Source organism: Salinivirga sp., from assembly GCF_035268865.1.
Classification (GTDB): Bacteria; Bacteroidota; Bacteroidia; order Bacteroidales; family Salinivirgaceae; genus Salinivirga.
This window is the reverse complement of record NZ_DATFKB010000106.1, coordinates 1-13,900: the sequence shown is the minus strand read 5'-3', so window position 1 is coordinate 13,900 and position 13,900 is coordinate 1. Positions and strand designations below refer to the sequence as shown.

The following is a 13,900-nucleotide window of genomic DNA, read 5'->3' as shown; positions in this document are numbered from 1 at the left end:
AAATATATTGCTACTGTGCAGTTTGTCAAAGAGGCTGAGTTTTTAACCGGGAGAGTTTTACAAGGTGTAGAAATGAGCCTTGAAACAATACGAAAAACTAAAAGTGGCCGATTAATCGATGTGTCCATTATAGGAACTCCTGTAAGTGGAGATGGCGAAATTATAGCTGCATATTTAATTTACCGCGACATTACGATCCGAAAACAAATACAAAACCAGCTGGGAGAGAGTGCCCGGCGTTTTCGTGATTTATTTTATAATGATAGGTCTGTAAAATTACTTATCGACCCAGATACGAGTATGATTAAAGATACCAATGCTGCCGCACTGAAATTTTATGGCTATAGTTATCACGAGTTTATAAATAAATTCATTTTTGACATCAATACGTTGGGAGAGGAGAAGGTGTTGGGGAAAATGGACCTTACTGTAAAGCAGAAACAGAATGTTTTTCAATTTAAACACAGACTGAAAAATGGAGAAATACGAGATGTAGAGGTGTTTTCAACTCCCATTTTATTTGGCAACAAAAAACTGCTTTATTCTACCATAATTGACATTTCTGACCGCGTTGATGCTGAGGAAAAACTCAGAAAAAGTGAAGAAAGGTACAGGTTGCTCGCTGAAAATACTCATGATGGTGTTGCATTGTTCATCAATGATGTGGTGCATTATGCATCGCCTTCTTACTACAAAATTTTGGGCTACCATGAGGACGATATTGTGGGCTTATCTCTTGAAGAATTAGAAGCTCGCATTCACCCTGATGATAAAAAACGGATATTAAGCATTTTGAAAGCCAGTATTTCAAATCAGAGGAGCATTGTAAAGTATGAATACCGTGTTATGAAATCTGACCATACTTATGTTTGGATTGAAGATGTAGTGCATCACGATTTTTCAGATCCAGAGGCTATAAAAAGCTACGTGAATAACAGGGAAATAACAGATAGAAAAAATACAGAATTTAACCTCAAAGAGCGAAACTTACAATATGAAAAACTGGTAACTGATTATCAAAAAAACAATAAGCTCTTACAGGAAGCTAAAGAGCTTGCCGAATCGAGCGATCGCCTGAAGTCAGCGTTTTTAGCAAATTTGTCACATGAGGTTAGAACACCGTTAAACGGTATTAGCGGGTTTGCGCAGTTGATTGAACATGTGGAGCCAAATTCTGCAAAACATAGCCAATATTTGCGGTTGATAAGAGAATCATCAGACAAGCTGCTCGAAATTATTATGAATACTGTAGAAATTGCTAAAATAAAAACCGGACAGATCAGTATTAAAAAACAACCAGTTTGTTTACAAACTTTTTTTGAAGATTTATATGAGGAGTTTGGTTATGCTGTTCGCAATAAAGAAATAATTTTGAAGTTGGTTTTGCCTCAGGATGAGGATAATGAAGAGCAGTTGATCGATTGGTTCAAACTTAGATTTGCTATAAAAGCAGTTTTAAACAATTCTGTGAAATTTACCAATAAGGGAACTATTTGGTTTGGGTATCAACTTAAAGACCAGCAATTGTTGGTGTTTGTTGAAGATACCGGCATTGGTATCCCAAAAGGTAAGGAAAATGATATTTTCATTCCATTTGTGCAGGGCGATGTAAAACGCGATCGAATATATGGTGGAGCCGGATTGGGACTTTCAGTCGCAAAGGGGCTTATAGATGCCATGGGCGGTGAAATTATAGTTGATAAAAACAGGGTAAAAGGAGCAAAAATTGAAATTGTTTTAAACGTACCAAAAGCAGAAACAGAAACTAAGAAATCAAAGGTTATTATGGAAGATAAAGCGCATAGCAAGACTATATTGATTGTGGAAGATGATATGGCAAGCAGACTTTATTTAAGTCAGCTTTTTGAGCTGCTGAGTGGTGCCGAAATGCAATATGAAATTTATGAAGCAGAAAATGGCACAAAAGCCAGAGCATTAGTAAGTGAGCATAATATAGATCTTGTTTTAATGGATGTGAGGTTGCCCGATGTCAATGGCCTTGATTTGGCTAAAGAGATTAAGTTTAATTCCCCTGACACTATAATTTTTGTGCAAACTGCTTATACTGGAAACCAGTACCGTTCTGAGTCAATTGAAAAGGGTTGCGATGATTTTTTGGATAAACCAATTACCCAGGAAGTATTAGAGATGAAACTCAGAAAGTTTCACCTCTAACAATTCTGCAATTACAACTAAATTACTATTTCTGAATTAGCTCTTTTATTTGCTCGATTTCCTGCTCAAGCTGCTTAATCTTTTTTGCCTGGTTTTCAATTGTAATTTGTTGCTCTGTTATAATCTTATGTTGTTCCTGTATGGCAATTGTGTTAATTCCAACCGGATCAATCCAGGTCATTTTTGTTTTACCTGCGCCAAAACCAAATGTTTCATAAAACAGGGCAGGGTCAATGCCAATGTGTTTAATTGAGCCATCTTGTTGTTTATAACTCCATTCCTCAACCGCAAGCTGCTGCAGTTTTTTGTAAATCTCACTTCCTTTAGCTTTACCATGTTTTAAACGATTGTTTTTAAATATGTTATTCCACGAGCTTCCGCCATTCGTAATTTCTACACCTGATTCAAGGTTGCTTGATGTGTAAAAATAAACTCCACCGGAAGACCTCACGGTAAAACTATTTTCTGGTTTGGCCATGTTTTGGCTCAATGCTGTTCCGTCACCAAATACAAATGACCCGGGTGAATTGACACCAATGTTATTTCCAATAGCGAATGAATTCATAGCAAGCTCAGTGATTATTATGTTGTTACCAAGCCCAAAAGATTCTTTCCCGGAGTTTGTAATATTATTTCCAAAACTATAGCTGAATTCACCTGCCGATGTAACGGTATTTCCGACCGCCATAGCAAAGTCGTTACCTGCAATGGCATTGTTTCCAAATGCAAAAGCATTTACTGCCTGGGCTTCAGCATAATTTCCTATGGAAGTGGCATTGTCCCCAGTAGTTTTAGAAAAAGCTCCAATGGCCTGACTTTGTCTGCCCTGCGCTTGCGATACAAAACCAATTGCTGTTGAGAATGGCTGCAGAGCTTCTGCTTTAACACCCATTGCAACGGCAGCAGTATCGGCAGCTGTGGAACCAAATCCTATGGCAAATGAGAATGGCCCTGATGCTGTTGTTGGTTTTTCAATGAACGCAGCAAGGCCCTCTTCGTAAAATCCCAGGGCAAAACTACCATATCCCAATGCTCTGGAATAGGAGCCAAAGGCGTAGGAGCTGGGGGCATTTGCAAATGAATGATTTCCAAATGCAAAAGAAAGCGTATCATTGGCCACTGAATTATAGCCGATGGAAGAAGATAATATTCCGCGGCTTATTGATCGGTACCCCATTGCAATAGAACCATTTCCAATGGCTTTGTTCTCAAAGCCATTCGAAAGGGAGTTTTTTCCAACGCTATCGACATCTTCAATGAGTACCTGTCCGGCCATAAATGCATTCTTGCCGGGATACCACAAAATTCTGGGTTCACTGGGGTTTATTGTTTGTGTGGTATCGAATTCCACATTAAAAAATTGAGGGAGTTGTTGCTTTCCACCTGTCAGTCCTCCAACTGCAAAACCTCCTTTTTGCGCCTTGCCACTCGATTCATCAATATAAATACGCACACTGTCAGGTGATATTCGGATGTATTCATCGCGAATGCCTGTGTTTTTGCCACCTGTAAGCCCACCTACTGCAAAGCCACCCTTTTGGCCTTTGGCAGAGTTGTTGACATAGACTCTGGTGCTATCTGGTGTTACTCTCAAATATTCAGCAACCCCTTTTCCTCCTGTGAGGCCACCCACAGCAAATCCACCTTTTTGAGCCCTGGTAGTATCTTCTCGAAGGTATACACGCACACTGTCGGGTGTTACCCTGAAGTACTGCACCACACTGTCTTTTCCTCCGGTGAGGCCACCCACAGCAAAACCGCCCTTCAGCCCTTTTTCCTTAGTCGATTCATCCACGTTTACTTCCACACCGTTTTGGTACACTGCAAAAACTACATTGCCATCTTTATTTTTTACTTCAAAAATAGGATCGTCGGCACTTGCTGCTGTATCGCCATGTACCAGCAATCGCGAAATTGCAGGGTTTGTTCCAATTCCAACGTTTTGTCCGGCAATTTTAATGGCATCGGTACCTACCCAACCCGTGGAATCGTGGTAGATTAAATTACCTGGCTGTGCATCCAGTGTAGGCCCGGCAAGGTTCGGAGTTGTATAGCTGGTGCCATCTGTAAATTCAAAGGTCAGTGTACCATCTCCGTTATCTATTACATTTTGAATACCATTACCTTCCGGACCTGGTTCGCCTGACGCTGCATAAAGCGCATAAGGCACAGCTAATAACGGAGCTTGTCCCAATTGAGAGAAGCTCGTTCCGCTATCGAGTGAAACTTCGGAGGTTAGCCATAATCGGGTATCTCCCCATGGAATGGTGCTAAAGTCGCCTGAAATTAATGTTCCGCCACCAACTTCTATTGCAATTTGTCCGAATTCATTTGTGGTTGTTTCATGCAATTCAGTATAATGGTTGCTCGATCCATCATCTTGAATAGACAATCGAAGCTGTATGGTTTCGGTTGTTAAAAGGTTGCCATCGGTATCTCTGACAACCGCCTGGTAATTAAAGGTGTCTGGTTGGGCACATAAATTTATAACCCCAAGCATCAGCATGGATAAAAAGATAAGCTGTTTTTTCATGTTTTTACTGTTTTATAATTTTCTGACTTTTTTTATTTCCATCTTCAAAAAGTGAAGAAATAAAGTATATTCCGGGTTTTAATGATTGCAACTGGATTTCTATTTTTTCATTTTCAATGATTTCTTGCTGTGTACTTACCAGCTTTCCCTGTGCATTATAGATTTTGAAAATTATGGGGCCTTCCTGGCTGTTTGTCATTTCAAGATATGCATTTCCATGCGTTGGGTTCGGATAAATGTTTTGCACAGGGCTATTGGAGTAGTACTCCTCAATGCCAATGCCGCTCAGGGGCATGCCTGTATGAAATCCCTGGCTTATGGAGAAAGTGCCATCGCCAGAATAAAAGGTACCGGTTACAGTTTGTCCAATTGTCCAGCTTAACACAATGTTTTCACTGGTATTGGTATAAGTGTCACCGGCAGTTGCAACAACATCTTTAGATATTGTTTGTGCTGCTGCAAACTCCATTACAGCAACGGCGATTATTGTTAAAAATAATGTTTTCATAGTTTGTTGTTTATTAGGGTTTCCCGCCACCTGTTTTTCCTGCAATTTAGTCCTTTATTTGCTGAAAAACAAAACTGTGAGCCGGGTGGATTATTAATTATTTTCAAGCTTTTCTATTCTTTTTACGAGTTCATTAATCAGAAGTTTTTGTTTTTCAATTGATTCTTGCTGGCTCTTTATCGACTCTATTAATAGAGGTGTAAGCTTTGCATAATCAATGGTTTTATACCCGTCGTTGTTTTCCGAAACCAGTTCAGGTATGAGTTTTTCTACATCCTGAGCAATTAAACCTATTTGTTTACGGTTGCTAAATGGTACATCTGGAAATTCATTTTGCCTCCAATAATAGTTAATTCCCTGTAGCTTCATGATGTAGCTTAAAGCATTGGAAATGGGTTGGATATTTTTTTTGTATCTGGCATCTGAACAAGCGCCAAATGAACCTGTATAATAGAAATTCCCATTCACCTGAAGGCAGTTGCTGTTAAAATCTCCTTTTATGAGCGGGCTCGATGTACTTGTATTATCAATATATAGTTTTTGCGACCCACTTTCTGAATAGCCTGCAAAATTGCCAATAAACACATTACTGTCGCCTACGGCACCACCTCCGGTAAAATTGCCAATATATACGTTTTTACTTCCAGATACTCCATTACCTCCGGCCAGGGTTCCAATGTAGGTGTTATTGTCTCCGTCGGCATTGTCGCCACCGGCACCAATACCCATATAAACATTGTTTGTTCCTGCTGTTACATACCTGCCAGTGCCTCTTCCAATAAATACATTGTTTCCACCATTGTTATCTCTTCCAGCTCTGTTTCCAATATAAACATTGAAGTTGCTGTTTGTGGTATGATATCCACACTGGTATCCAATGAAAACATTTTCGGTGCTGTTTAGGGCATTTTTACCTGCTGCTGAACCCATAAAAACACTTTCATCTACAGAACCACCTGAATAGCCAGTACTGTCGCCAATGAAGACGTTATTATCGCCGTTAGAAAGGGCATATCCTGAGTTTGAACCCAGGCAAATGTTTCTATATCCGTCTTCAATATTGTATCCGGAATTAGTTCCCAGAAATACATTATCGTTCCCATTATTTAAACTATACCCACTTCGGTATCCGATAGCTACATTGGCTGATCCTGAGCTGACTTCATATCCACTTCTGTAACCAATAAAAACATTCAGGTCGGGATTTGTACCCATATAACCTGCTCGTTCACCTATGTAAACATTGTAATTGCCTTCTGTGTTATTTTGTCCTACGTAACTTCCGATAAAAGTGTTGGCTGTACCCAGGGTATTGGAAAAACCTGATTCGTATCCTACAAAAGTGTTTAGGTTTCCGGTTGTATTGCTATATCCACTGTAACTGGCCAGGAAACTATTGGCACTGCCAACTGTGTTGCTATATCCGGACTGATATCCTAAAAATGAGTTGTAGTATCCCTCTACATTATTAAAACCTGATTGATAACCAAGGAATAAATTGCCTTCACCATTGGTTGTGGAATAACCGCTCTGGTAACCAATAAATGAATTACTGTTTCCATTGTAAACAGAATAGCCTGATTGGTACCCTAATGTGGAATTATACGTACCGGTATTCAATTGACCACCACTTTGATGACCTATGAAATAGTTGTCTTCTGTAATGTTCATGTAATAATCAGTGCTTTTACCTGAGGTAAGTCCACCTACAGCGAAGCCTCCTTTTTGAGCTTTTGTTGCGTTGTCGACATAAACGCGGGTGCTGTCGCGTGTTACTCTAAGGTATTCCAAAGCGCCTTTTCCTGATGTGAGCCCACCAACGGCAAAACCGCCTTTTTGAGCTTTGGTGGTGTCATCTTTCAGATATACACGCACACTGTCGGGCGTTACTCTAAAGTACTGTACAATGCTGTCTTTACCTCCGGTAAGTCCACCTACAGCGAATCCTCCTTTAAGGGCTTTGTTTTGCGTAGATTCATCTACGTTTACTTCTACACCATTTTGGTAAACGGCAAATACTACATTGCCGTCTTTGTTTTTTACTTCAAAAATGGGATCGTCGATATTAGCGTTAACATCGCCATGTACGAGTAGCCGGGAGATGGCCGGGTTTGTACCAATGGCCACATTGCTGCCTGCAATTTTTATGGCATCGGTGCCCACCCACCCTGCAGAGTCATGGTAGATGAGGTTGCCAGGCTGGTCCTCGAGGGTAGGGCCGGCAAGATTTGGTGTAATGTAAGTTGAACCATCGGTAAAATGAAAAGTGAGTGTGCCGTCGCCATTATCGGAGACTGATTCAATACCTGTTCCAGGTTCTCCAGATGCGGAGTATAATGCATAGGGTACAGCGAGTAAGGGAGCTTGTCCCATTTCGATGTAACTGGCGCCCTGATCTAAAGATATGGCTGTTCGCAGATATAGCTTAACGGTGCCCCAGGGAATTACAGAGAAGTCTCCTTCTTGCGGTGTGCCACCGCCTACTTCAACATTTACCTGTCCAAATTCATTGGTTTGGATACTGTGGATTTCTGCGTATTGAATGTTTTGCTCATTATCTAAAATTTCAACACGGAACTGAATATCCTGGTTCGCGATAAGGTTGCCATCGATATCTCGCACCACTGCCTGATAATTGAATGTGGTGGGTTGGGGAAATGCAACAATAGTAGTCACTAAAACCACTAACAATGTTATAAGTTGTTTTTTCATGTTACTAAATATTTTTTGTTTAAAAATAAAATACTGGAACTAGTTTTTTATAAATTTATAACTATTTCTCTCTCCGTTTTTAAATTCAGAAATCAGGAAATAAATGCCTGGTTTATTTCCTGATACATCTATTTCAATAAGTTCATCGATCTTAGAAACTTTGTCAATCGCAATTACTTGTCCTTGTGAGTTGAATATTTTGTAAGAAAATTCAGCTTTGCCGATTCTGCTGACATACATAAACAGGGTTTTATCAACCGGGTTGGGATAGAGGAATAGCATTCCTTCATTATGCATATATTCATCAATTCCGATTCCGCTTAAAGGACCACCACTATGAAAACCTTGTGAGATAGTAATCGAACCGTCACCTGAGGTTAATGTTCCAATTACAGTTTCACCTAACGTCCAGCTCATTGTGAAATTTTCTGTAGTGTGTGTGTAAGTTTCTCCTGCAGAGGCAACAACCTCTTTAGAGATGTTTTGTGAGTAGCCAAACTCCAAAAATGTAACTAATAATGCTGTCAATATAAATGCTTTCATATCTAATTATTTTTATTTGTTTTCAATTTTTTAATGGTTTTATTCTGTTTTTCAATAATCTCCATGGCAAGGTTAAGTTGTTTTTTCAGTTCAATAACCTGAATTTGAATATTCTCAACTGCTTCAAGGGTTTCAAAAGTCATTCGCGTCATGTTTATACCTTCTTGCTCTTCATCGGCAGGAGTTAACCAGGGCAAATGATTGTTTTCTTTAATGAAATTTTCAATTTCGATAATATCATAGCTTTTTGTATACTGATCATCAAAAACAAAATCTGGTTTCAGGTATGTATTAAATGATCCAACAGCTCCATAATAAATATCACCAGTAATTCGTACATCTCCATCTACAGTGAGTGTTTTATCTGGTGAAAGCGTCTCTATTCCTACTCTGCCACCCATAATAGTCATTGTGTTATTCTGGCTAAGCACGGGAATAGGATTATTATAATCCAACCCAATAGCAATTGAATTGGTACCACTTGCTTCAATATATCGGCCCATTGCTATGCTGTAATCACCACTGGCAACTGTTCTGTAACCTATACTTGTGCTATTTTCACCACTGGCAACTGTTTCATTTCCCATCGCTGTGCTTTGTCCGCCACTTGCTTCTGAATACATACCTGTAGCAATACTATTTTGTCCAATAGCAGATGTAATCGTTCCTAAAGCTATACTGGTATTCCCGCTTGCAAGCGCTCCACTACCAAATGCAAAACTAACAGTGCCACTTGCTGTTGAACGATAACCAAAAGCGGAACTATAATCGCCAAAAGCTTTGGTTTCAAAGTTTACCGCAAAACTATATTGACCTAGAGCAGTATCCTGATATCCTAATGCAACAGCAGCAATTTTATCGGCATAAGACTGATAACCAGCAACAAAGCTATATTCACCAAATGCTTCGGACCCATTTCCTATTGCGGTACTATAAGTACCACTTGCAATTGTTGCGTGGCCGATTGCGGTACTATATTCACCAGTAGCATTTGTTTCACTTCCTATAGCTGTACTTCTGTCGGCACTGGCCAAAGTTCGATAACCTAAGGCTGTACTATAAGCCCCACTTGCAGTAAGCTCTCTACCCAGTGCTGTACTGTGATGCCCTAGTGCTTTTGCATATAATCCCAATGCTGTACTTGTATGGCCTTCTGCAACAACTTGATTTCCCATTGCAATACTGCCCTCACCACTTGCAACTGACTTATAACCAATGGCTGTACTTCCCCAATTACCGGAAGAAACAGATTGATAACCCATTGACAAACTGTAATTTCCAGAAGCAGTATCCTGCGTTCCCATTGCAAAAGCACCTTTTGCATCTGCTATTGATCCCATACCCATGGCATATGAAAAGTCGCCAATGGCTTTAGTATTGCCTGTCGCTGCACCTGCAGAATCAATACCAATTGATCCAAATGCAAAGCTACGCAAACCTGTAGCAAATGCACCAGTTCCAAGTGCATATGAAGCTTCGCCTTCAGATTCTGAATAATCGCCCAATGCATAGGAGCTATAACCGGATGCCGAAGCATTATTACCAATTGCCGTAGAATAATCGTCAAAAGCATGTGCTTTATAGCCAAACGCCTGTGAGAAATCTCCAATTGCCTTTGTTTCATAACCCAAAGCAGTAGAATTTAATCCCACACTATCCGCGGACTCTACAAGCACTTGTCCGGCAAGAAATGCATTTTTTACAGGATAAAATAGAATTCTTGGTTCACTGGGGTCAATGGTTTGGGCTGTGTCTATTTCTACGTTGAAAAATGACTGATTGCCGTTTTTCCCTGAGGTTAATCCACCCACGGCAAAGCCACCTTTTTGCGCTTTCGTTTCTGAATCATCAATATAGATTCGCACACTATCTGATGATACACGCAGATATTCGTTGCCCATATTTTTCTTTTTCCCCCATGTAAGTCCACCCACGGCAAAACCACCTTTTTGTGCCTTGGTACTCGATTGATCAATATAAATACGTACGCTATCTTGCGATATGTGAAGGTATTCGTTACCAGTAGCTTTATTTTTGCCCCCTGTAAGTCCACCCACGGCAAAGCCACCTTTTTGTGCTTTTGTTGAGTTATCGACATATACTCTTGTGCTGTCACGTGTTACTCTCAGGTATTCTGTTGTCCTTTTGCCAGAGGTGAGCCCTCCCACAGCAAAACCACCTTTTTGCGCTTTTGTAGTATCTTCCCGGAGGTATACGCGCACACTGTCAGGTGTTACCCTGAAGTATTGTACAATGCTGTCTTTTCCGCCTGTGAGGCCACCCACGGCAAAACCACCTTTAAGGCCTTTACCACTAGTCGTTTCATCAACGTTTACTTCCACTCCGGTTTGGTAAACGGCAAATACCACATTTCCGTTTTTGTTTTTGACTTCGAAAATGGGATCATCCTCACTGGCATTGGTATCGCCATGCACAAGTAACCTGGATATAGCAGGGTTGGTGCCAATAGCCACATTGCTGCCTGCAATTTTTATGGCATCGGTGCCCACCCACCCTGTAGAGTCATGGTAGATGAGGTTGCCAGGCTGGTCCTCGAGGGTAGGGCCGGCAAGATTTGGTGTAATGTAAGTTGAACCATCGGTAAAATGGAAGGTGAGCGTGCCATCGCCATTATCTTCTACTGTTTCTATGCCGTTGCCGGCAGGGCCTTCGGGGCCGGGATCGCCTGTAGCGGAATAAAATGCATAGGGGACGGCGAGCAGGGGAGATTGTCCCAAATTTGTGAACGTATTACCTTCATCCATCGACATGTCAACGTTTAGCAGTAGCTGAGCCGACCCCCATGGAATATCGACAAAAGAACCTGAGATTAGTGTTCCGCCGCCCACTTCAATTTGAATTTGACCAAATTCGGATGTAGTTGGCTGGTGTTCCTCTTCGTAATAGATGTTTTGCTCAGAATCGGTAATAGAAAGCCTCAACAAAGTCTGTTGGTTTGTAATGAGGTTTCCGTCTGTATCTCGCACCACTGCCTGATAATTGAATGTGTTGGGTTGTGCCCATAGGGTTAAATATCCCAATAAAAAGGCAAATAATAAAAGCTGTTTTTTCATAGTTCAATGGTTTAAAGTTTTACAATTTTATAATTTATTTTTTTAGTTATTTTTCATGGATATATTGTTTGTGTTGTTTTTCTGTATATCAGCCACTTGTGTATACTACCCCTACCAGGTAAACTTTATATGTTTTTCCTTTAATTGTGATGGTTTTCTTTACATTTTCCCAATTGATGGTTTCAGTTGCTTTACCCAAAGTGTAGTTGTGCAGAAGGTCGTCGTCCTGTTTTTGCCCATAACCGGGAACCGTGGAAGTGGTAATGTAATCGCCGGCTTCAATAGGTCCATTGCTATTACAAACCCATACACGACCTTCGCCCAGGGCATTTACTGTTCCGGCTCTAATGTTTTTCTTGAGCCAGTGATCTTTCGTATGTTCATCTTCAGATAAGAAAACACCCAAAACGGCTTTGTCATTGGCTTTTGTGCTTAATGTGACTTCAGGCATTGTTGATGAAAGGGAGACAGAACCATCATCGGTAATTCGTTTTTCAACGTGACCAGTCAAGACCACTATCAACCCCGGTTTTGTGTTTTCTGGGAAGTTTGCATCTAAAATAACCTCGTGAGCCCCTGTAAAGGGGTAGTAATTTGTACCTGCACCTCCAGCAAAAAAATCGCGGAAACTTCCTGCGGCATAACATCCAATACCTTGTGTTCCACTGCTTGCATTAAAGGCTCCACCATAATGCGGGTTTGATCCATTGTATTTTGATTCACTACGAATGGTTCCCGTATTTGCTGTTGTTGATTCTACTTTTAAGGGTGCATCGGGATTTGTTGTGTTTATACCGACTCTTTGGTTGGCAAAATCTCCATAGATTAGAGGTGTTGATCCTATATAGAGTTTGTTGGATCCGGTTTCATTTTTTCCCGCATTGGGTCCGATAAAAATATTATTATTTCCGGGTCTTTCATTAGGCGTATCCCATTGTGGCCCAATTACTATATTGAAATCTCCTGTAGTGCAGTATTCTCCTGAACTCACTCCGATATACACATTGTTGAATCCGGTTGTATTGTGGTTTCCGGCTCCAGGGCCAACGAAGGTGTTTCCGTATCCGGTTGTATTGACAGAACCCGCACTAATACCAAGAAATACATTTGAGCTACCAGTAGTGTTGGCGTATCCGGTTTGGTAGCCAAGAAATGTGTTGTATCCGGGTGTACTTGCCGTGCGTCCACTTTCATGTCCGATGTACACGTTATGTAAGCCTGTAGTATTTGAATAACCTGCATCGGTACCAATGAACACATTGCTGCTTCCTGAGCTTGTTGTTCGCCCTGCTCTGTAGCCTATAAAGGCATTATTGCTAGCTGAGCGGGTATTATACCCAGATTGATAACCAATATAGGTGTTGTAATTTGGAGCTGATGTAGCGTAATCTGAGAAATAACCAGTTTGATAGCCCATATATGTATTGAAGTTTCCACTCTGATTGTAATAACCAGACTGGTAACCTAAATACAAATTATTATTTCCGCTTGTGTTTTGCTGGCCTGCCTGATAGCCCAGAAATACATTACTTGAGCCATTATATGTTAATTTGCCTGATTCGTATCCCATAAAAACATTGTAGCTACCCGATGCCAAAGACCTGCCGGATAAATAACCTATGGCTGAATTGTATACTCCAATAGTGCGATTTATACCACTTTCATGACCTATGAAATAATTAAACTCTGTGAGATCAAGAAAACTGGTTGACTGAGTTCCGTCAATATTCAGCACACCAAAACCTGCGCTGTAATCTTTTACAAAAATACGCGTGCTATCGCCTGTGACGCGCAAAAAGTCATTGAGATTGTTTTTTCCGGATGTTAATCCGCCCACTGCAAAACCTCCTTTTTGTGCTTTCCCGCTCGATTCGTCAATATAAATGCGCACGCTGTCTGATGATACGCGAAGATATTCATTACCAGGGGTTTTATTTTTTCCCCATGTGAGTCCACCTACAGCAAATCCACCCCTCTGTGCCTTTGTACCTGATTCGTCAATGTAAATGCGCACGCTATCTTGCGATACATGAAGGTATTCGTTACCAATAGTTTTATTTTTACCCCATGTGAGGCCGCCCACGGCAAAACCACCTTTTTGTGCTTTGGTAGTATCTTCTCTGAGATAAACACGTACACTGTCTGGTGTTACCCGGAAGTATTGCACAGTGCTGTCTTTACCGCCTGTGAGGCCGCCAACGGCAAATCCCCCTTTAAGGCCTTTTTCTTGCGAAGATTCGTCTACGTTTACTTCTACACCATTTTGGTACACAGCAAAAACCACATTGCCATCCTTGTTTTTTACTTCAAAAATGGGATCATCGGTATTAGCTGCAGTATCGCCATGCACAAGTA

Annotated in this window: 7 protein-coding genes; 1 reads left to right on the top strand and 6 read right to left on the bottom strand. The window is 40.8% G+C overall.

Annotated elements, in window-relative coordinates:
- Nucleotides 1–2,175 (top strand): PAS domain S-box protein (locus tag VJ937_RS06680; protein WP_324066115.1); only part of this gene is annotated, 2,175 nt, incomplete at its 5' end.
- 25 nt (nt 2,176–2,200) lie between these two features.
- On the opposite strand, the gene VJ937_RS06675 is transcribed toward VJ937_RS06680, so the two are convergent.
- From VJ937_RS06675 to VJ937_RS06650, 6 genes are all read right to left on the bottom strand, one after another.
- A complete protein-coding gene (locus VJ937_RS06675) occupies nt 2,201–4,708 on the bottom strand; it encodes a hypothetical protein (RefSeq protein WP_324066114.1) in 2,508 nt (835 codons plus the stop codon).
- Nucleotides 4,709–4,712: 4 nt separating this feature from the next.
- Nucleotides 4,713–5,216 carry a T9SS type A sorting domain-containing protein gene (locus tag VJ937_RS06670; RefSeq protein WP_157754539.1) on the bottom strand — a complete coding sequence of 168 codons (504 nt, stop codon included), beginning with the start codon at nt 5,214–5,216 and terminating at the stop codon, nt 4,713–4,715.
- Between the two features lie 93 nt (nt 5,217–5,309).
- Complete coding sequence (locus tag VJ937_RS06665) at nt 5,310–7,928, bottom strand: tail fiber domain-containing protein (RefSeq protein ID WP_324066113.1); 2,619 nt, start codon at nt 7,926–7,928, stop codon at nt 5,310–5,312.
- A gap of 39 nt (nt 7,929–7,967) precedes the next feature.
- Nucleotides 7,968–8,471 carry a T9SS type A sorting domain-containing protein gene (locus tag VJ937_RS06660; RefSeq protein WP_324066112.1) on the bottom strand — a complete coding sequence of 168 codons (504 nt, stop codon included), beginning with the start codon at nt 8,469–8,471 and terminating at the stop codon, nt 7,968–7,970.
- A 2-nt stretch (nt 8,472–8,473) separates the two neighbouring features.
- Complete coding sequence (locus VJ937_RS06655; protein ID WP_324066111.1) at nt 8,474–11,545, bottom strand: hypothetical protein; 3,072 nt, start codon at nt 11,543–11,545, stop codon at nt 8,474–8,476.
- A gap of 88 nt (nt 11,546–11,633) precedes the next feature.
- Nucleotides 11,634–13,900, bottom strand: a 2,267-nt coding sequence (locus VJ937_RS06650; RefSeq protein WP_324066110.1) for a hypothetical protein, incomplete at its 5' end; no start/stop codon positions are given.

Excerpts from the sequence above, each read along its gene's own strand:
- VJ937_RS06655 (WP_324066111.1), bottom strand. The coding sequence starts at position 11,545 with ATGAAAAAACAGCTTTTATTATTTGCCTTTTTATTGGGATATTTAACC.
- VJ937_RS06670 (WP_157754539.1), bottom strand. The coding sequence starts at position 5,216 with ATGAAAACATTATTTTTAACAATAATCGCCGTTGCTGTAATGGAGTTT.
- VJ937_RS06665 (WP_324066113.1), bottom strand. The coding sequence starts at position 7,928 with ATGAAAAAACAACTTATAACATTGTTAGTGGTTTTAGTGACTACTATT.
- VJ937_RS06660 (WP_324066112.1), bottom strand. The coding sequence starts at position 8,471 with ATGAAAGCATTTATATTGACAGCATTATTAGTTACATTTTTGGAGTTT.
- VJ937_RS06675 (WP_324066114.1), bottom strand. The coding sequence starts at position 4,708 with ATGAAAAAACAGCTTATCTTTTTATCCATGCTGATGCTTGGGGTTATA.